Raw genomic sequence first — 19,685 nt, 5'->3', positions numbered from 1 at the left:
TCGCAAACAACTTTTGTCCTGCTTTTACCAGCAGGATAGGACTTCTATCCGTCCACAACCTGGGTGATGTATGTTACCATGGAAAAACGTAAATTGCCTGAACGACATGCTTCATTTTATGTCGTTTTGAAAGAAGGGAGGTTATTGGCTATGTCCACGATGAAAGTCTTGGTTGCCGATGACGATCCAAACGTACGAGAAATTATTCGCCTATATTTTGAAAAACAACAAATCGAGCTCATCGCAGCAACAGATGGACGAGAAGCTCTTGAGATGATGGAAAAGGAACAGCCGGATGTGGTCATTCTCGATGTCATGATGCCGCAGTTGGATGGCTTTGAAGCTTGCCGGGAAATCCGCAAGAAGTGGGATACGCCGATCATTATGCTGACGGCAAAGGATGAGGAGTTTGACCGTGTTCTCGGCTTGGAGCTCGGAGCCGATGATTACGTGACGAAGCCGTTTAGTCCACGTGAAATCGTTGCTCGTATCCGCGCGATTATGCGCAGATTGCAGCCAAAGCTAAAAGTAGAAGATGAGGCAGTGCTTCGGACCTTTGTTTTTGAGCAATTGACGATTGATCTGGATAAACGGGAAGTGATCGTTGCCGGGGAAAAAGTGAGCTTTCGCCCGAAGGAGTTTGATCTGCTTGTTCAACTCGTCAAATCGCCGGGAAGTGTATGGTCGCGGGAGCAATTGCTGGAACAAGTGTGGGGCTTTGATTATTTTGGCGATGTTCGAACGATCGATGTTCATATCAAAAAGATCAGACAGCGGTTAGATAAGCTCCCGTATGAATGTATTCAAACGGTTTGGGGGATCGGCTACAAGTTTGGGGTGGATAACTGATGCTAGGCATGTCGAAAAGTATCTACCGCAGACTGCTGGTCAGCTTTTTGGCTACCGTTTTGGTAGGGTTGGGGATTACAGGGATCGTTCTCTCCTTTTTTACGAAGGAGTATATTTACAACGCCAAAGAAGAAGAGCTTTTGCGGATGGCGAAAAAAGTGAATGCCGCGATCCATAACAGCAATGAAGTAAACAAACAGCTCTTGGACAAGCTGGCAATGCTGGACGAGTCATTTGATACCCGCATCTGGTTATTTGATACGGAAGGTAAAATTGTCGCGACTTCGATGAAGGATGAGATGCTCACGGGCAAGTCCGTCGCAGTTTCCATCGCGGGTAATGTGCTGAACGGAAAAAGCGCAGTAACCGAATTGAAAATCGAAGGTCTGGATGACCCGATGTTGTCGGTCTCCGTCCCGTGGGGAGAGGGCGAAAACGTCTATGGCGGAATTATATTGCACGCGCCGATTGAAGGAATTGAGAAAACCTTTGGTCAAATGCGCGAGTCGATTCTGTGGGCGACATTGTTTGGGGTGCTTCTTTCTACGATCATGGTTTCGTATTTGTCTTGGTCAATCTCTCGCCCGTTGCGAACGATTGAGAGAACAGCGGCTGAGATTGGTCGAGGGAATTATGCAGAGCGCGTCCAGGTCGATACGTCTGACGAGATCAGTGATTTGGCGCAAACGATCAATACGATGGCGCAGAAGCTGGAGAAGGTAGAGCAGGAGCGTCATCATCTGGAGCAAGTGCGCAATGATTTTTTAGCGAATGTCTCCCATGAATTGCGTACGCCTCTCACCGCGATCCAAGGTTTTCTCGAGGCGTTGCAGGATGGTTTGGTAGAAGAAGAAGAGGCGCGACAGAAGTATTACGCTGTGATGTACACCGAAACGATGCAAGTGAATCGCTTGGTGGATGACCTAATGGACTTAATGAAGCTGGAGAACAACGAAGTAAATCTGGCCAAATTCCCTGTCGATGTGGCAGATGTCATGAATCGGGTTGCTTTTTCCTTCCATCAGGAAGCCGAGGAAAAAGGGCTTTGTTTGGAGGTAGAGGTGGAGGAAGAACTGCCGCGAATATATGCCGACAAGGACAGGATCGCGCAAATTTTGAAAAATCTGGTGAAGAATGCACTCAAGTTTACGACTACTGGTGAAATTCGCATGCGTGCTTCGCTGGAAGAGGAATACGTCCAGATTCAAGTGATCGATACAGGGATGGGAATTGCAGCAGATGACCTGGACCGCATCTGGGAACGTTTTTTTAAAGTGGATCGGGGACGTTCTAAGAACAATAAAGGAACAGGACTAGGACTCGCCATTGTAAAAGAGCTGGTAGAGCTGCATGATGGCAAATGTAGAGTAGAGAGCACGCCTGGGAAGGGCAGCACTTTTACGATCTGGCTTCCAAGGATTAAGTCGGAGAACTAAATCATGATCCACTCAAAATGATCATGGTCATACTTTTTTCATATTTTGATCATTGTTTTTTCCCACTTTCCTTACAGAATGGTTATCTTTGCCCGTTACGATATAGGTGTGACAGCGAGAAGGTCACGAAGCCAAGGAATGAAAGGGGAATGAACATGAACAAAAAGTGGTTCTCGATTGCCACTGTCGCATTACTCCTGTCTGGCAGCTTGGTTGCCTGCTCTAACACAACAGGAACACCTGAACCGGCGACACAACCAGAGGGCACGACTAGCGAAACCGCTCCGGGATCCTCCAGTTCTGATAGCTCGGTTTCGCAAGATCAGTCTACTCCGGATGCTTCTGCGAACAGCTCTGATGCATCGACGGACAAAGGTTTGTCTACGGAAGCACCTGCGACAGATGCCAATTCTGATGCAGGTACCAGCACTGGATCGCCTGGTGCTGCGGGAACCGAAAGCAGTGGTTCCACTGGACAGTCTACAACGACTGACGCCAGCAAGAAGTAATCATTCACGAACTGGAAACACGTTCGTTTGAACTCCTCTACTTCCCTCCCGTTTTATATACCTTGATGACGGCTATAGGCCGTCTTTTTTTTGTCTCAGAAAAGTAGCCGTAGTGAGGAGGAGAAGCACATTTCAAGTCTACGCTTCGGCCTACGCCCTACTGAGGGTGTGACTGTAACCCGTATTTTTATCAATAGTGATACAGGAAGCCTGAAAATCTTTTGGTGGCATGTGGTATGATTATCCAAAATCATACATAGCGGGCGGAGGGAGAAGCATGATCACGTATCCATCGTTGAAAAAGGGCGCTACTATTGGGGTAACTGCGCCATCATCAGGTGTACCGGAGTATTTGCATGAACACATCAGGCTGGCATGCAGTCGTATGGAGAGCAGGGGGTATTCCATCGTTTGCAAAGATACAGTCTGGACACAGGAAAAAGCCAAGTCAGCTCCTGCCATAAACCGCGCAGCCGAATTCAACTCCCTGATGCAAGATGAAGACGTCGATATCATCATCCCTCCCTGGGGTGGCGAGCTGCTGATTGAGATTTTAGACAAGCTCGATTTTCAGTCCATGCATCCAAAATGGGTGTTAGGCTATTCGGATGTGAGTGTGTTGTTGCTTGCGATTACATTAAAAACGGGGATGGCTACGGCCCATGGGACGAATCTGATAGATTTGCGCGGAGCAGATATGGATGAGACAACAGCCATGTGGGAAACAGTTCTGTCAACGCAAAAGGGCGAGTCGGTCCTGCAGTATTCTTCCCCGATGTATCAAAAGCAATGGCAGCATACGAATCCTTCGCCGCATATCTTTCACCTGACGGAACCGACTGTATGGAAAACCACAGCGACTACTCCCCACATAAATATGCAGGGACGCCTACTTGGCGGCTGTATTGATAGCATTCGGCATGTGATCGGCACACCGTATGGGGACGTGCAAACCTTTCAAAAAGAAAAGATCGAAAACGAAGCGATCATCTGGTATTTGGAAAACTGCGAACTTTCTGCGACTGATCTGCGCAGATCATTGGTACAAATGAAGCTAGCCGGATGGTTCGATCATTGTGCGGGGATCATGTTTGGGCGCAGTCCGGCGAATCAAGCGGTCGAGGGCTATACCGTGGAAGACGTCTATCAGGAGCTGGCTGCTGAGCTGGAAGTCCCTGTCCTCTACGATGTGGATTGTGGGCATATGCCGCCGCAAATCACGTTTATTAATGGAGCATTTGCTGAAGTGGAGCTGTCTTTCGAAAAAGGAAGCGTCCGGCAATATTTTCGTCCATAAGCATAAAAAACGAGGGCTTCCCATCGGATGGGGAAGTCCTCGTAGCATGTAAGCAAACTTGATTTTTAGCCTTGCTACTCGTTGTAATGGGGTAGAGAATGCTCCTCCATCGCTTTACGTGTACGCAGAGTGGACAAGGCGACACCGAGGAAAATAAATGCGCCTCCAGCGAAAAAGCCAACACCCAAATGTTCATGTAGCAACAGCCAGCTTAAAAATGCACCGACAATGGGCTGAACAAAAAAGAACCCGGCCCCACTCCCTGCGGGCATCAGCTCGAAGCCTTTGTTCCACAAATAAAAAGCACCTGCTGTAGAAATCATCCCGATATAGAGGACGCCTGCCCAGATGTCCCAGCCAAATTGCCAGGAGACAGGCGTGACAGACAGCTCCCAAAACATGAGCGGACTCGTAAAGATAATGCCAAACAATGCTACGTAGGTAGTGACGAGTAGGGACGAATAGCGCTGCGTTGCCTTTTTGCTGAGAACGGTATACAATCCCCAGCTAATCGCTGCTACGAACAAAATCAGGTTGCCTGCCAGGGACGACTGGGCGTCAGCTTGATCTGGAACACCGATGACGATAATGACACCAATCGTCGCTAACAAAATACCCGCTGCCTGCTTCAGATGGATACGCTCCTTTAATAGCCAAACCGCAAAAATGGCAATAAAGGCAGGCGATGCGGAGGTAATCAAAGCACCCATATGGGCAGTAGACAGCTTGGTACCGAGAAATTGTGCGGCGATGGAGATCGTGACCCCAACAAAGGAGATGGCCATCAGCAGAGGATAATCTTTTTTCGCGACACGCTCCTTGCGAGAAACGGTAAATGCCCCCAACACGACTAAAGCAATGCAAAAACGCAAAATCAATAGCGTGAACGGAGGAATCACTTCCAACACGGCCTTGCTGACGACATAAACACCGCCCCAGATCGCTGCGGCGAGAGTCAGGCAGACAGCCCCTAAAAACATTTGCTTCCATTGTAATTGTGACATAACAAGTCCCTCCCGGAATAATGATTCAATTATTCGAGCGTTATTCCGTAGCCGGGAGGCTGTAAGAGAACCGCTTCCTCACCGACTAGGAGAGGAGGGTGGGCACATCATTTTCAAAAAGGCGACGGTTCATGTATTTCACCTCCTTACTTTGTAGGGGTTAGCCACTTGGCTACCAGCAGCACCGGTTGTGTCAGAAGACCGACTGGAGCCTCCACCTGACGATACTGCTCATAGCCAAGCTTCCCCCAGAAAAGAAGAGCGGGTTCATTATGCGCAATGATACCGTGATGAACATGCTGACTGCCATGTTGGATGCAGTAGTCTTCTATGAGTGCCACTGCCTCTTTTCCAAAGCCCTGCTGTTGGTGATCGGCATGAAGAAGCAAGAGACTAATCCAGCTTTTTGAATCGTTTTCACTGGAGAGGACGATATGGATGACTCCGATGATTGTACCTTCACGAGTAATAGCGAGCCAATGCCCGGAAGGTATGCTTATGGTGGTGTCATATTCGGCTTCCAGTTCACCGAGATTTACTGTGCTCGTGCCGTTTCGTAGCTGATTGTACTTTGGATTACTGTTGTAGGTGGCGAGTAAGTCGGGCAAGTTTTCGCGCAGCAATTCGCGAATAATGAGCCGCTCACCTGTCAGAATGAGACTCATTGAGGCCCTCCGTACTTGCGGATTAGTCCAATCTGCCCGCCGTGGTAGCCCATATGATAGATCAGTCGACCAAGTGCCTGACGGGGAGTCAACGTGGCAATCGGTGCTTCACAGGGGATGTCCAACGCGTCTTTTGGCAGGGCAGCCAGAGAATCCAGCAAGTGAAGGTAGGCAGCATCTTTAAAAGCAAGCAAGGCAGACAAGTCGGTAAAGTTTCCTTCATCCTTTACAGGCCCAATTGTAGTGAGGGTGATTTCGGGCGGGATTGCTCTGCCGAAAAACATCATACAGAATCGATATTCGACTTCCGCGATGTGATGAATCAAAAATCCGATGGAATTGGAGCCCGGAGCCAGCTTCCAGCCAAGCTCAGCTTCATCCAAATGAACGAGTGCATCCTGATACCGGGAGCGAGCTGTTTGCAGGGTCGGCAATAGTTCTTGTTTGAACATCCAATCTTCCTTTCTGGTGTTTATTTTTATTATAGGAAAAAGATCAGGAAAGAACAGCAGGACCATTCGGAATATTTTGAATGAATGTTCACTCAGCTACCTGAATTCGTTATACTAAAGAAAAACAAGGAGTGAGAACGATGGCTCATCGCTATTATCTAACTGTGCGCTCTACTGATATTGATGTAATCGGACATGTGAACAATGCCAAGTATTTAGAGTACATGGAGTGGGCGCGTTTTGAATGGATATGGGAGCAAGGATTTACGCTGGATGAATTGAGGCGACGGGCCATCATGCCGGTAGTGGTCAATATAAACATTAACTACCGCAGAGAGTTGAAGATGCGTGAAGAGGTAACAGCGGTTACAACGGTGGTCAAGGTAGGTGAAAAAAGCTTCGTCATCCGCCAGGAGCTGTACAACGCAGCAGATGTATTAGTGGCGGACGCCGATGTGACAATGGTCATGATCGATGCGAACACACGCCAATCTATTTCTTTGCCAGTTGAGTTGAAAGAGACACTGCTAGTGGAATTGCCTAAAAGCTAAAGGCTTCAGGATGATTTACGAATGAAGTCGAGGCGGAAGTTATTCCATTCGAGAGCACGTAGCGCCAATGTCTCCAAGATACGCTCATGGCGGTCCTGACCTTCCTTTAATTCAGCAACATCTTGCTTCAACATGGCGACATCCTGCTTTAATTCGGCAACATCGGCTTTTAACTGGTGAACTTCCATGGTCAAAGCGTCCACCTTGGCATCCAATTCGTCCTGCCGATCTATGAGAGCATGAGCAAGCAGACGCAACTCATTCATACCCTCTACCAAAATATCCAGTTTTTCGTTAGACATGTTTCCACCTCCTTTTTCCGTTACAATGATCATAACAAAAGACAGAGTCATATGCACAATGAAAACAGCAAAAAAAGGAAGGGGAAGCAATCCCGCCATGTCCAAATTTACAACAATCCTATTTGATCTCGACGATACTCTCTTCGATTTTTCAGCTTGCTGGGAGAAAGGGATGCAGCAAACGATTGCAACCCATGCACTTACAGTAGAACTAGACCAAGCGAAATTCCTTGAGGCTCTGCGGCGCCATGGAGATGATTTGTGGGTCGATGTGATTGCCAAACGCTACGATTTTACGCAATACAGAAGGCTGCGTTTTCAGAGAGCCATGGCTGATTGTAACCGACAAATTGAAGCAGAGCAGGTCGACGATTTTCAACGCGCCTATCAAGCGGCATGTATGGATGCAGTCCAGCCAGATGGCATTGTTCAGTCCACTATTGCGAAGCTGGCAGAAGAGCATACACTAGGGATTGTCACCAATGGACCTGTCGATATGGCTTTTATCAAGCTGGAACGGTTGGGATTGTCTGCGTATTTTCCTCGGGAGCGGGTGTTTCTCTCCGAAATCATCGGACATCATAAGCCTGATCTACGTATATATGAACATGTGCGTGAAAAGCTCGGCGTTGAGAGCAAGCAGGTGCTGTTTGTTGGAGATACGTGGGAGGCAGATGTAGCAGGCGCGATGGACGCAGGCTTCTCAGCAATCTGGATCAATCCACGAGGGAAGAAGCCTACTTCCGAGCATCAGCCACTCGCTGTCATTGAACGACTGGATCAACTTCTCGCAATCTTGTAGAAAAAAGCAGCCCATTGCCCCATAGCCGCATGACTTGCAGGCTGATTTCGGTGGCAATTAAGCTGCTTTTTTTCTAACGATTTTCTTGCTTCTTTTGTTCCTCATTTTTTGCGTACTGCTTTCTCATAAAAAGGATGAGCATAACAATAATCAGCCCAATTGAAATCCCGATAGTTCCCGGTGTAAGCTCTCCCCAAAAGATTTTATACAGTAACATCCCTGTCAGGATAACGGCAAATCCCAGATATCTACTGGCCATGAGAATCTTCCCCCATTTACTTGAGCCTGATTATCGATGGAACCTACTAACCTGATCTTTCATTTTTTCATGCTGACTCTTTCTGTATTTTGTGATGAAAAAGATGAGATTGAGGACAATCAGACCAATTGTGATTGACATACTTCCGGTGGTCATGCTTTTTCCTATCGAGATGTTGAAAAGCAGCATCCCGGATAGGAGCAGGGCAAAAGCGAGATTAAGCATCATGAGACTCTTCCCCCATAAAAATTCGTTCGAGAGAAGGTACTTCAACATTCACGCCATAAATATCCACGCGTGCCTGAACAAGAGCACGAACGAGGGTTGCCACTTTTTGATCGTCATCGACCTGGATCGAGAGACGACTGCCTTCCCAAATCGTATTGCGCCCGAGGGACTCGATAAAGGTGCGAAGGTTTCCAGAATCCTCCGTGGTGAAAGCCGAGTGGCGTACGTTCACAGATCGCCATGTCTGATGGGCAGCTTGCAGCTCATCGAGAGTGCCGAGTGAACTGATTTTTCCACTTTTCATGATGGCGATGCGGGTACAGATTTTCTCGACTTCATTCAAATTGTGTGAGGTCATGAAAATCGTTTTTCCTCGTTGGTGGAGCTTGTGCAGCAAATTTTGAATATGCAGGGCTGATTCGACGTCTACGCCAGAAGTAGGTTCATCTAGGAAGACGAGCTCCGGGTCTCCGACTAAGGCTTGGGCAATGCCCAGCTTCTTTTTCATCCCAAAGGAAAAGGTTTTGGCTTTGCGGGATGCATGCTCCTCAAGCTCAACGTCTGTCAGGATGCGCATACATTCTTCCTTTGTGAGTGTGACGCCTTTTACCCGAGCGAAATAGTGCAGGTGCTCCGCAGGAGATAAATGGTCGTAGAAGGTGGAGTAATCCGGCAGTACGCCGATTCGTTTTTTCCATCCCTCTGTAGGGGCATCCTCTCCAAACATGCGAATGGTGCCCGCTGTCGGAATTAGAATGCCTGTCAGCATATTAATAAAGGTCGATTTTCCCGCGCCGTTTCGACCGAGGAAACCGAAAATCTCCCCGCTGTGCACAGTAAGACTGACGTCATTCACGACCGTGCGATTGCCAAAGCGTTTGTTCAACTGTATAGTCTCGATCATTGCCATTAACAATCCCTCCGTCGGAATAAGTACATTGAAGCGATCAGGAAAGCTGCTGCATAGAGCCAAATGAAGCCGGTCCAAGCGCCGCCTTTTTCCATAAATGAAAAGGGTGTCAAATATTTAATCCATGGTGCTGCTGGGTGACTGGAGAAGGTGCTCCACAGTCCGAGACCTGGCATGATCAGTGCGATCACAATTCCCAAAAACATCGTGTAGCTGGGCCGAGGTATCACGAGGGAGAGCAGCAGTGCCAGCGAGATGCAATAGATAAGCAGGGATACGCAGAGGTAAAAGGTCTTGGCGTCAAACGTTTGTACGGTGGCGAAAACTACGCCAAACGTAATAATCATGCAGGTTAGCCAAAAGAACGCCACTCCGAGAAATTTCCCTAAAATGATCTGATTACGTGAAGTCCGGGTGACGAGAAAGCGAATCGTCCTGCCCGCTAGCTCACGATTTATGACATCATGAGACAGGCTGAATACAAACAAGGGCCCGAACAGCATGATGAGTGCAAAGATACCAAGCGCGTGTCCCTGCGCCAGCTCCTTTTGTGGCAGTAAGTCTGCTGCCTGATTGACGAGGTCAGAAACCAAGTACGAGATGCCGACGATAAAGGCAACGGTAATTAACGATTTGATACTTTTAAACAACCGAAAAAATTCGTGTTGGCAAATAGCCCACATAGGTGAATCCGCTCCTTTCTCCTTCATCATAAAGGCCAGACCTTTCCCCTACTAAAACGCTACCTTACCATTTCCTTATCTTTTTTGTTGGCGTCGTTTCTCATGGTAGAATAAATGACAGCAAGGGAGGGAACGGACATGGAGAAAGAAGCAAGAATCTTACTGGTAGATGATGAAGAAGCGATATTGCAGATGCTCCAAACAGTGCTGAAAAAGGAAGGCTTTGTCCAGATCGACACATGTACGACAGCGGCAGAGGCGATTCGTCTCGTAGAGGAAAAGACATACGACTTGTTGATACTGGATGTCATGCTACCTGATAAAAATGGATTTGAGCTGTGCGGAGCAGTGCGCCAGCGAACGAAGGCACCGATCTTTTTTCTGACAGCAAAGGGCACGGATTTTGATAAATTAAGCGGGTTTGCTTATGGGGCGGATGATTACATAACGAAGCCGTTTCATCCATTAGAGGTCGTTGCCCGGATGAAGGCTCATCTGCGTAGAACCTTGGGGGGAGCTGCTCCATCGCAGGAAGAAAAGCGCTTTGATTTTGGGCGTTTTCAAGTAAATGTGGAGGCAGCCGAGCTGTTCGTGAACGGAGAACGAGTGGACTGCCCGGCGCAAGTATTTTCGCTGCTCGTCTTTTTCTGCCAGAATCCGAACCGGGTATTTACGAAAGAACAACTTTACGATCATGTATGGAAAGACGAGTACGGGATGTTTGATGAAAATACAGTCATGGTTCACATTCACAAGCTGCGTCAGCGCATAGAAGAAAATCCAGGTCAGCCAAAGCTTCTGGTCACAGTGAGAGGTCTGGGCTACAAGCTGGTTAGTCCAGCAAGACAGTCATGAATTTGCGGAACAAGCTGATTTTTCAATATGTCCGGCAACTGTTCGGATTTCTCCTCGTCTTGCTGCTATTTCTGATTATCGCGATGATGGGGTTAGGCTGGCGGATCATGAACATGCAATTGTCCATCGATTTGTCCAGGCTGGATGCGTCTGATTTGACATTGAAGATTGACTACGAGGGGGAGCGTATTCGCGTCGAGCCGGAAATCGAGAAGAGCGTGGCGAGACATCAAGGCTGGTTGCAGATTATCGACAAGCACGGAAAAATTCTGTACAACTATCGGACACCTGCTGACGTTCCCAGTCAATTTGGGCCAGGAGAGTGGATTAGTTATGTAGAAGACCGTGATGCTTCTCACTATCACGTCACGCACTGGGTTATAAACCAATCTGAAGAAAATCTGATCATCCTCTATGGAATACCTGCTCCAGAAAAAGAAATGATGCAGCGCCTGATCGCAGCAAAAACGGGAACGAGCAAGGAGACATGGGACGAGTTGAACAAAAGCTTTTCCCAAGAAAAGGCATGGTACTTGGTATATGATCGTACGGGGAAACTCATCCATCAATGGAATCACCCGGATGCTTCAGCCCGGTTAGACATGACGGAAGCTCTTCAGAACGGTGAGACAGAAAAAAATGTTCCTGTTCGTATCACTAGTCGATATGACACGAAGAGCGACTTGACGTACATAGTGGGCACTCCGAATCCAAACTATCAGTCTGGTGTCCAAGAAACGTCTGAGGATGCGATGGTTAAGGAAACGTTCCTTCAGATCGGTATTCTTTTGATCCTGGTCGTTTTATTCGCAGGCAGCTGGTATGCGTGGCGGGTAGGAAAGCCGCTCTTGCACATGGTGAATTGGTTGGAACGATTGGCCCAAGGCCGCTATGAGGAGCCCATCGGGAAAAAAGGGAAGCCGATTGGAAGGAATTGGCGAGGGAAAGAAAAGAAGTCATTTCGTGTTTTCAAGGAGGTGTTTGACGCTCTCCGGCATCTGAGTGAAACTTTGCGCTCCAATGAAAAGCTTCAGCAAGAGATCGAGCAGACGCGAGAGGAATGGATTACCGGGCTCTCCCATGATCTCAAGACACCGCTGAGCTCGATTTACGGTTATGCTACCTTTTTGGAATCGGAACAGTATGAGTGGGAAAGAAAAGAAGTCAGCGAATTTGGGAAAACGATACGGGAAAAGTCAGATTACATGAACGGGCTGATTGAAGATTTGAATTTGACCTATCGACTCAAGAACCAAGCTTTGCCGATGGTCAAACAACCTGTCGCGATCGTAGAAACGATTCGCAGGATTGTGGTGGATATGGTGAACGATCCGAGCTCGTCCTTGCATGACATCGAATTTTCGGCGAATGTCCAATCGATAACGACCGAGGTCGATCCAATCTGGTTTCGCCGCATCATCGTCAACATTTTGACAAACGCGGTCAAGTATTCACCGGCAGGTACACACGTGCTCGTAGAAATACAGTCGGTTGCAACCGATCAGTTTGTGGTCAAAATCGCGGACAATGGTCCGGGCATGGACGAGACGACACTGGCCAATCTGTTCGAAAGATACTACCGAGGTGGGCATACAGGAGAGGATACCAGTGGGACAGGGCTTGGCATGGCGATAGCCAAGCAGCTCGTTTTGGCGCACGGGGGAGAAATTACGGTGGACAGTAAGCTAGGTAGCGGAACTGTTGTCGTGATGACCTTTCCTGCGGTTATCAGCTAGTTGTTTTTTTATAAAAGCCAAGGGACTTTGTGCTGTCCCTTGGCTTTTTTCTGTTATGGTCTCGAAAGGAATGTTTGTATGACTTTGCCATCCGCTTGAGGCTCATGATAGTGATTGGCTGTATAATTGCGGACACTAGCACGCCAAAACCCGATGGCAGGCACGTTGTTTTTCAATTGAAAGACTTCCCAGGAACCCGGGAACATTTTGAAGATTTGATGAGAGGCTGCTTTTCCAATACCACCCTATTGTTAGAAAACTTTCTATGACGACCCCAATTGAGCAGTCTACGCTCGTTTGGGTCTTTTTGTTTTTTTAGGAGTGTCCATCACTTTTTACTATTTTTTGTAAAAATCCCTATTAAATATCCCGATATAAATAAAGGGATTGTTGGTATAATATGGCAAAACTACGGAGATAAAGGCGGAACGATCAATGGAATATATGGATGAAAAAATACTAGCAGTATTGAATCAAGCAGAAAAAGCGAATGTTCCCAATAACATTAGCGCGGGTCCAGTCAGAGTAGGGAACCGCTTTTACGAGTTTGAGCAGCAGGCATTTTGGGAGAATAAAGTACATTTGTTTATTCCCAAAGATTTTGAGGACATGCCCGAGCAACAACGAGCGCTCAAATATCCTTACGAACAGCGGCCGCAGATCATCAAAAGCGATGAGACTGGCAGCGTCAATTTCACGTTGAACCGGGTCGATCAAGATTTGCAGGACCAGTGGGTTAAGCAGCTGACGGACGGGATGAAAGCCATGATTAAACAGGCGAATCCGGCAAATGTCTTCTATACAGACGGGGTAGAAGTCGTAGCGGAAAAACAGGTCGGTTACTTCGAATTTAAAAGTCCCGCACTAGATGGTTTTCTCTATCACCTCATGTTTTTCTTTGCATTAGAAGGAAAGATGGCCATGGGCACTTTTTGCTGCCCTTATGCCAAATACGAAGAGTGGCGGGAGATTGCCTTTCAAGTCATACGGACACTAAGCGTCTCAGAAGAGGAGAAAGGAGAGTAGCAAGGATGAGCCAATCTGTCCTTACGTATGCAAACATTTATATTTCGCCCTATCAATTCGAAAAGATAACCCATTTGAATCTGATCAAACAGATGAACGATCATATCAAACTGACTCTCAGTGGAATCGTGCCCGAAGAAAAGGTAGATCAGTACGTCGAGCGAGCGGATGAGAATGAAAGAATCGAAGTGTTTGTTCAAGACGGCAGTTGGAAACGCATTTTGTTCCAAGGTATTGTGACGAAACTGTTTGTTCATGCGGCCAGAGATGTCAGAAGTATCACCATTGAGGCATATAGCGCAACCTTACAAATGGATGTTGCGAAGAAAACCCGTTCCTTCCAAAACAAGCAGCTGGCTTATCGCGACATGTTTGCACATATCACCGGAGAGTATACCGGGGGCGATGTGGTCGATGAAGCTTCAGGCGGCAAGCAGATCGGGGGATTGCTCGTTCAATACAAGGAAACCGATTGGGAGTTTGCGAAGCGACTGGCTTCTCATTTTCACGCTCCACTAGTGCCGGTCTGCACACAAAAAGGACTGAGGTATTTTGTTGGAGTCCCTGATTTGGGTGAACCGCTAAGGCTTGAGGAATACAATTACACCATCAAAAAGAACCTGATGGAATACAAGCTGAAATCGGAAAACGACAAGCAAGGCATCAGTGAGCAAAACACGATTAGTTATGAAGTTACGAGTAACAAAATACTGGATTTGTGTAGTCCGCTTACGTTTCAGAGGCATACGCTTTACGTCTATAGAGCCGAGACTCGAATCGAACAGGGGATTTTGGTCACCCACTACGTCTTGCGCGATCAAAAAGGGTTAGGATGTCTCACTCTTTTTCCCACAGAGTTGGCTGGCTCCTCTCTATTCGGAAAGATTTTGGATGTCTCTAAAGACACAGTAAAAGTACATCTGTCTGTCGACGAAAAACAACCTGTTGGTGAGGCGATTTGGTTTCCTTATTCCACTGTGTACTCGTCCCCTGACGGAAGCGGCTGGTATTGCATGCCGGAGATCGGGGATGAGGTTCGCCTGTATTTTCCCGATGCAAAGGAGAGGAATGCTTTTGCCGCAAGCTCGGTGAATCTGCAATCCTCTGATCCTCAAAAGCGGAGCGACCCCTCTGTTAAGAGCATCAGCACCAAATACGGCAAGCAAATTATCTTCCAGCCAGGAGCGATCGAGATTATCGGTAACGGTAAGCTGTTGATGCGCCTGACAGATGATGGCGGCATTGAGATCAACAGCGACAAGAAAATCATTTTGACGGCCAAGGAGGATATTGAAATCACAGGGGGCGACAAGGTGGTCATACATGGAGAAGCAGGCGTAGACATGAAGCAGGCCGATGCCACCCTGAGCATCATAGACGATGTGATCTTGAGCGGAGCGAAGGTACATATCAAATGAGCACGCTGATGGACAAGCAGGCGGCTATGCGGGATTTTTTGCAAAATCATGTGTTGGATCGTTGGCAGTACGATTTGATCGAGATTGACCAGCGGTACAACGCGAAGAAGGATTACATCGAGAGTAGCTTTTGCTACGCGTTTGATGAGCTGTGGACGCAGGCATTCATGCAGCAGCAACAGGGGAGCAAGGGGGAGATTCACACCATTTACGTTTCCTATCTGCGGACAAGTATCATGGAGAACCGCGCCACGTACCGCATAGACGCATATGATGAAAACTGGTTTTTGGATCGAACGGAATGCTCCGTGCTGTGGGACGCTGACTTCATCTTTGCCCCGTTGTTCCGGCGGATGGAGGAGCTTGAGAAGATAAAGTCTGCTTATGCCAGGAAGATAACATCGATGGATATCGAGCGGATCAAGCAGATGGAAGCTATCAAGTATCACTTGCTGGCTGTGGAATTTATGAGAAGTATAGTGCCTGTGCTCTTGGAAAGCCCAGGATACCGCAAGATGACCAAATCCCCGAAGATTTGCCTGTTGGCCGGAGAATATCGGGATCAATGCGAAGTTCTGTACCCGAATCCTGACTCGGCGAACGAGGAAACCAGTGGAGTAGGTGCCTAAACATGGATTACTTTTTGCTGAAACAAGATGAACGATATACGGATGTCCCGATGTTGCTGGATGTACGCAAGAAAATAGACACTCGTGATATCCACCGCGAGCGCTCCCATAAAATCGCGGACCCGCTGATTCTTCAGATCAAGTCGGAAGCGGAGAGCAGCTTTCTCGACATTCTTGAATACCCGCTGTTTCTGCTGTCGGACAAGCTGAAGCGATTGGTAGAAGCGTATGAACCAGACACCCTGTTTAAGTTGACTCCACTGATTGATCTCTCCCGCCATCTGCAAAAAAACTATTACCTCCCCATTTTTAATGAAGTAGAAGTGGTCAGCACCCACAGCGAGTTTCATCGAGGAAACAGCCAGCTTAAAAAGCTGGTGCTGAAGGAAGAAAACATGCACGGGAAAAAGATCGTCCGGATCAAAGAGAGCGAAAAACCGCTGATCGTTGTGCGCCTGGATGTGGCCGAGAGCATCCTGCGGCGGGATTTGACTGGAATCCGGCTGGAACGAGTGTCGGTTGAATAGAGGAGGGTCGATGATGCAGGAAGGACCGCGTTATGTGGTAAGAGGGGCAAAAATACGTTGCAATTGCGGCAGCCATCAGAGAAGGATTAACCTACCTGTCAGCCACGGCTCGTACGTAAACGAAAAACCAATGATGAACCTAGAGGATTACAAACCGGTAGAGAACATCGCGCATTTTGGCATTTGTCAGAGTCCAACCAATCAAAATAATTCCATCATCTATCTGATTGCAGAAGACGGGCAGAACATATCCGGCAAGCCCTGCACCCCAACGATCTGCGCTCCTTGGATCAAGGTGAAAGACGATACAAAAGTGGCAGGCAAGGCAGCTCTGACAACCGAATCCCTCCTAATCTGCGGATACGATGGCGTCATCAGGTTCTTCTCAGACGGACAGCATGACGAGTAAATCCACATGGAGGCGGACGAGCTATGACAGGGTATGAGCGGATCCGGGTAACAGCGCCTTACCGGATCAAACAAATCGAAGACGTACGGCTGGAATGGAGGCCGAATGAACATGCGTGCTTGCACCTACGCGGCATTGTGGACGACAGCGAAAAGGTAAACGCAGTGCTACAGGCTGCCTCAGAAGATGAGATTCATCTGTATGAAAGCGACGGCGAGACCGAAGCCACTATCTTCAAAGGCTTGGTGACCTCTGTTCAGATCACGAACACCCAGGGGGTGTACACCATAGAGCTGGAAGGGCTGTCCGGCAGTTTTCAGTTGGACATCAAGAAAAAGCGCCGTTCCTTCCAGCAGATCGACATGACATATCCCAAGCTGGTGCAAGAGGTGATCAAGAGCTATCCGGGTCACAACATGATCAACAGCATTGGCGATGGGGGCAAGATCGGAGAAGTGATCATCCAGTACGATGAGACGGATTGGGAACTGCTTAAGCGGTTGGCTAGCCATTTTCACGGTGTTCTCGTCAGTGATATCATGGAGGCAGCACCGCGCTTTTCTTTCGGACTGACATATGGAAAGAGCTATACCCTGCCGGACGATGTGGCGTATACGGCGAGCAAGGATTTGCTGGCCTACCAAAAAGCGGGCGGTGATGCAGCAGGCTTGCACGATACGGATTTTTTTACCTATGAAATCGAGTCTGGCGAGCGGTACGCGATCGGGGATGAAATCCAGTTCCGCAACAAGCGGATGGTTGTCAGTGCAGTGAGGGCCCGTATGCAGCAGGGACTGTTTCGCTATACCTATCGCCTTTCCCGGCTGGATGGCATTCGGCAGGAGAGAATCCATAATTCGAAGCTCTCCGGAGTATCCCTGGAAGGCAAGGTGCTTGCGGTAAAGGGAGAACAGGTCAAGCTTCATCTAGACATTGACAAAGAACAGTCAAAGGCAACGGCATGTTGGGTCCCTTTCGCCCCGCCCACAGGTAATATGATGTACTGCATGCCACAGGTGGGAACGCAAGCCAGCCTGTACTTTCCCGATGCGACGGGCACACAGGCAATGGTGCTGGGCAGCGTACGCAAGAACGGGGACAGCTGTGCGAAGACTGGCAACCCGAACATTCGGTATTTTGGCACGGAGCACGGAAGCGAGCTGGAGCTGTCGCCTACCGCGATTAACATCGTCAGTGGCAGCAAGGAGCCGTTGAAGCTGAGCATTGACGACAACGTCGGGATTACCATGACCAGCCATAAAAAGCTGGTGCTCAACGCCAAGGAAGAGATTTCACTGTATACGCCGAAGCGAATCGTGATCCATGCGCAAAGCCAGTTTTTCGCCAAGAAAACCAGTGCAAAGAGCGGGTTTACAATCGAGAGTGAATACCACTTTCTCGGGGCTGTGGTTCAGGCGGAAGGACGAGACAGAACGACGTTTCCGCCCTATAACGATGAACCGCAGAAGGGAACGCCACCAGCGCCTGATCCGCCGTTTAACTGGGGGAAATTGTTAGTAGGCGTGGTAGCTGCTGTAGCGATAGTAGGGTTTGTGGCATTGTCGGTAGCCACGTTTGGTGCCGGTGCAGTTATTGGAGCAGCAGCGGTAGGGGCAGCCCTCGGAGCGATTGGAGGAGTTGTCACGACCGCCTCATCCGATATTGCAAACGGAAAGATGAGCAGTGCGTACGACTATTTAAAAAGCGCCACACAGGGAGCCGTGATTGGTGCGATATGCGGAGCCATATTTGGTCCAGCTGCGGGGATAGGTGGAGGAGCCGTTATCCCCATGACGGGTGGTCAAACGGCATTGAGTCTCGGTTCCGGTATGTTTATTGGTGGGTCATCGGGTTATATTGACTACACGATACGAGAACTGTGGGATGGGCGCACGCCGGATGCGGGCAAAGCTTTAGAGTCTTTTGCAGTTGGAGCTGTGCTGGGAGGCGGCTTCATGCTTGGAGCATCCTGGCTATCGCAAGGACTTAGCAAGATTAAGGGAATGGGCAAAGGTGGAGCTGCGCCGAAGAGCGAGGTACCGAGTAAAGGTATATTAGCTGGAAGTTCTGAAGCATCTAGTTTAGATCCGTTTGTCACACCAATTTCTAAGAGAACACAAAATATCCTTGATATGTTTAAAGATGCTAAAGTTGTTGAAGTTATGGATGAAAGAGGAAATTCGTCTTTGATTCAAGTTATTGAAGGTGTTAGTAAACGTCAAGTAAAAGTTAGTGATCTTGGCAAACTACAAGCTGTTACAGGTAATGAATTCTCATTGGTTAGAGGACCTAATGGGAATCGAGTATTAATACAAGGTGATCCAACCCAAATAATGATACCTATAAAGTATGTTGGTAATGGTTGGAAATGGTCTGGACATTCTCATCCGTACAGTGTAACGCCAAGCCCGAATGATAGGGTAGTACTTAGGGCATTCCAACAGGAACAATCAGTAATTAAAAGTGCTATATCTGGTGAAGAAAAACCTTTTACTCAATACGAGGATTTATCGAATTGGTTACCAGGAGGAAATTGATGATGAAGAGTGAAATAGCTATGTGTAAAATTTGTGGTAATAAGATAGACAGTCAAGTACCAAGATTCTATTTTCCAAAACTTCCACAATGGCATAACTTATCAAAGTGGAGCAGCTCTATATTACACATTGATTGTGTTAAGTCAATTGATGATAAACATGAAATAGGCAAAACATTAGCTGATATTGTTCAAGATTTAGCCCTCAAGTCTAAGTTTGAGCCATTTCTACATAGAAGTGGAAATATTGTTGTGAGGGGGAGATTGGATGAAAAAGCAATAGAAATTCTTAATTTTGAGGATTTTATTGAAATGAGTTTTCCTGTTACTAGCTTAGAAAAAATTATCCTACTAACACCAACTGAATCCATAAGTAGTAGAACGCAAACGATCTATGTTTTAAAAGATAGTAAAATAAAGATTGAATCGAAGTTATTTACTGTATATTTATCGGAGTTGAATTTTTTGAGATTAAAAGATATTTTAGAGTCTCCAGAAATAAGGGCTTGTTTTAAAAATTAATGGGGCGGCCATGAGAATGTGTGTCAAAAATTTTGTGTAAACCAACTTCCAAATTCAATAACAAGCGAGTAGAGTACAAC

Annotated in this window: 22 protein-coding genes; 15 read left to right on the top strand and 7 right to left on the bottom strand. The window is 47.6% G+C overall.

The genetic code is table 11. The features are described from left to right. Nucleotides 1-150: 150 nt before the first annotated feature. From E8L90_RS18415 to E8L90_RS18400, 4 genes are all read left to right on the top strand, one after another. On the top strand, nucleotides 151-849 hold the full coding sequence (locus E8L90_RS18415; protein ID WP_137030705.1) for a response regulator transcription factor: 699 nt from the start codon (nucleotides 151-153) through the stop codon (nucleotides 847-849). After that, nucleotides 849-2,285 carry a sensor histidine kinase gene (locus E8L90_RS18410; RefSeq protein WP_137030704.1) on the top strand — a complete coding sequence of 479 codons (1,437 nt, stop codon included), beginning with the start codon at nucleotides 849-851 and terminating at the stop codon, nucleotides 2,283-2,285. Before E8L90_RS18415 ends, E8L90_RS18410 begins: the two co-directional genes overlap by 1 nt. A 155-nt stretch (nucleotides 2,286-2,440) precedes the next feature. Beyond that, complete coding sequence (locus E8L90_RS18405) at nucleotides 2,441-2,794, top strand: hypothetical protein (RefSeq protein WP_137030703.1); 354 nt, start codon at nucleotides 2,441-2,443, stop codon at nucleotides 2,792-2,794. Between the two features lie 277 nt (nucleotides 2,795-3,071). Then, complete coding sequence (locus E8L90_RS18400; protein ID WP_137030702.1) at nucleotides 3,072-4,091, top strand: S66 family peptidase; 1,020 nt, start codon at nucleotides 3,072-3,074, stop codon at nucleotides 4,089-4,091. Between the two features lie 74 nt (nucleotides 4,092-4,165). Here E8L90_RS18400 and E8L90_RS18395 read toward each other — a convergent pair whose 3' ends face one another. From E8L90_RS18395 to E8L90_RS18385, 3 genes are all read right to left on the bottom strand, one after another. Further along, on the bottom strand, nucleotides 4,166-5,095 hold the full coding sequence (locus E8L90_RS18395; protein ID WP_137030701.1) for a DMT family transporter: 930 nt from the start codon (nucleotides 5,093-5,095) through the stop codon (nucleotides 4,166-4,168). Between the two features lie 146 nt (nucleotides 5,096-5,241). Beyond that, nucleotides 5,242-5,760: a GNAT family N-acetyltransferase gene (locus E8L90_RS18390; protein ID WP_137030700.1), complete on the bottom strand. Its 519-nt coding sequence runs from the start codon at nucleotides 5,758-5,760 to the stop codon at nucleotides 5,242-5,244. Next, complete coding sequence (locus E8L90_RS18385; protein WP_137030699.1) at nucleotides 5,757-6,212, bottom strand: DinB family protein; 456 nt, start codon at nucleotides 6,210-6,212, stop codon at nucleotides 5,757-5,759. Before E8L90_RS18385 ends, E8L90_RS18390 begins: the two co-directional genes overlap by 4 nt. A gap of 140 nt (nucleotides 6,213-6,352) precedes the next feature. Here E8L90_RS18385 and E8L90_RS18380 point away from each other — a divergent pair, with 140 nt between their 5' ends. Next, nucleotides 6,353-6,763, top strand: coding sequence for an acyl-CoA thioesterase (locus tag E8L90_RS18380; protein ID WP_137030698.1), 411 nt, complete (start codon nucleotides 6,353-6,355; stop codon nucleotides 6,761-6,763). A gap of 5 nt (nucleotides 6,764-6,768) precedes the next feature. Here E8L90_RS18380 and E8L90_RS18375 read toward each other — a convergent pair whose 3' ends face one another. Continuing rightward, the gene (locus E8L90_RS18375; protein WP_137030697.1) at nucleotides 6,769-7,065 is read right to left on the bottom strand and encodes a hypothetical protein; all 297 of its coding nucleotides are present in this window, start codon (nucleotides 7,063-7,065) and stop codon (nucleotides 6,769-6,771) included. Nucleotides 7,066-7,162: 97 nt separating this feature from the next. Here E8L90_RS18375 and E8L90_RS18370 point away from each other — a divergent pair, with 97 nt between their 5' ends. Further along, on the top strand, nucleotides 7,163-7,867 hold the full coding sequence (locus E8L90_RS18370; protein ID WP_137030696.1) for an HAD family hydrolase: 705 nt from the start codon (nucleotides 7,163-7,165) through the stop codon (nucleotides 7,865-7,867). A gap of 73 nt (nucleotides 7,868-7,940) precedes the next feature. Here E8L90_RS18370 and E8L90_RS18365 read toward each other — a convergent pair whose 3' ends face one another. The 3 genes from E8L90_RS18365 to E8L90_RS18350 all read right to left on the bottom strand — a co-directional run bounded on the left by E8L90_RS18365 (nucleotide 7,941) and on the right by E8L90_RS18350 (nucleotide 9,977). Continuing rightward, the gene (locus tag E8L90_RS18365; protein ID WP_137030695.1) at nucleotides 7,941-8,126 is read right to left on the bottom strand and encodes a hypothetical protein; all 186 of its coding nucleotides are present in this window, start codon (nucleotides 8,124-8,126) and stop codon (nucleotides 7,941-7,943) included. A 217-nt stretch (nucleotides 8,127-8,343) separates the two neighbouring features. Further along, nucleotides 8,344-9,264, bottom strand: a complete 921-nt coding sequence (locus E8L90_RS18355; RefSeq protein ID WP_137030693.1) for an ABC transporter ATP-binding protein — start codon at nucleotides 9,262-9,264, stop codon at nucleotides 8,344-8,346. After that, entirely contained in the window at nucleotides 9,264-9,977 is a 714-nt protein-coding gene (locus E8L90_RS18350; RefSeq protein ID WP_137030692.1) for an ABC transporter permease, read from the bottom strand. The genes E8L90_RS18355 and E8L90_RS18350 overlap by 1 nt, the downstream gene beginning before the upstream one ends. 108 nt (nucleotides 9,978-10,085) lie before the next feature. On the opposite strand from E8L90_RS18350, the gene E8L90_RS18345 reads away from it, so the two are divergent. The 9 genes from E8L90_RS18345 to E8L90_RS18300 all read left to right on the top strand — a co-directional run bounded on the left by E8L90_RS18345 (nucleotide 10,086) and on the right by E8L90_RS18300 (nucleotide 19,605). Beyond that, nucleotides 10,086-10,802 (top strand): response regulator transcription factor, encoded by a 717-nt coding sequence (locus E8L90_RS18345; RefSeq protein WP_137030691.1) that lies wholly within the window; start codon nucleotides 10,086-10,088, stop codon nucleotides 10,800-10,802. Then, nucleotides 10,799-12,538: a sensor histidine kinase gene (locus tag E8L90_RS18340; protein WP_137030690.1), complete on the top strand. Its 1,740-nt coding sequence runs from the start codon at nucleotides 10,799-10,801 to the stop codon at nucleotides 12,536-12,538. Before E8L90_RS18345 ends, E8L90_RS18340 begins: the two co-directional genes overlap by 4 nt. A 435-nt stretch (nucleotides 12,539-12,973) precedes the next feature. Then, the gene (locus tag E8L90_RS18330; RefSeq protein ID WP_137030689.1) at nucleotides 12,974-13,564 is read left to right on the top strand and encodes a hypothetical protein; all 591 of its coding nucleotides are present in this window, start codon (nucleotides 12,974-12,976) and stop codon (nucleotides 13,562-13,564) included. Nucleotides 13,565-13,569: 5 nt separating this feature from the next. Further along, nucleotides 13,570-14,982 (top strand): phage tail protein, encoded by a 1,413-nt coding sequence (locus E8L90_RS18325; protein ID WP_137030688.1) that lies wholly within the window; start codon nucleotides 13,570-13,572, stop codon nucleotides 14,980-14,982. After that, nucleotides 14,979-15,611: a hypothetical protein gene (locus E8L90_RS18320; protein ID WP_137030687.1), complete on the top strand. Its 633-nt coding sequence runs from the start codon at nucleotides 14,979-14,981 to the stop codon at nucleotides 15,609-15,611. Before E8L90_RS18325 ends, E8L90_RS18320 begins: the two co-directional genes overlap by 4 nt. Nucleotides 15,612-15,613: 2 nt before the next feature. Beyond that, the gene (locus E8L90_RS18315; RefSeq protein WP_137030686.1) at nucleotides 15,614-16,138 is read left to right on the top strand and encodes a hypothetical protein; all 525 of its coding nucleotides are present in this window, start codon (nucleotides 15,614-15,616) and stop codon (nucleotides 16,136-16,138) included. 13 nt (nucleotides 16,139-16,151) lie between these two features. After that, nucleotides 16,152-16,547 (top strand): DUF4280 domain-containing protein, encoded by a 396-nt coding sequence (locus tag E8L90_RS18310; protein WP_137030685.1) that lies wholly within the window; start codon nucleotides 16,152-16,154, stop codon nucleotides 16,545-16,547. A 23-nt stretch (nucleotides 16,548-16,570) separates the two neighbouring features. After that, nucleotides 16,571-19,084, top strand: coding sequence for a hypothetical protein (locus E8L90_RS18305; protein ID WP_137030684.1), 2,514 nt, complete (start codon nucleotides 16,571-16,573; stop codon nucleotides 19,082-19,084). Then, on the top strand, nucleotides 19,084-19,605 hold the full coding sequence (locus E8L90_RS18300; RefSeq protein ID WP_162309100.1) for a hypothetical protein: 522 nt from the start codon (nucleotides 19,084-19,086) through the stop codon (nucleotides 19,603-19,605). The genes E8L90_RS18305 and E8L90_RS18300 overlap by 1 nt, the downstream gene beginning before the upstream one ends. Nucleotides 19,606-19,685 lie beyond the last annotated feature (80 nt).

This window comes from Brevibacillus antibioticus (assembly GCF_005217615.1).
In the GTDB taxonomy this organism is placed as follows: Bacteria; Bacillota; Bacilli; order Brevibacillales; family Brevibacillaceae; genus Brevibacillus; species Brevibacillus antibioticus.
This window is presented reverse-complemented; position numbering and strand designations above follow the sequence as displayed.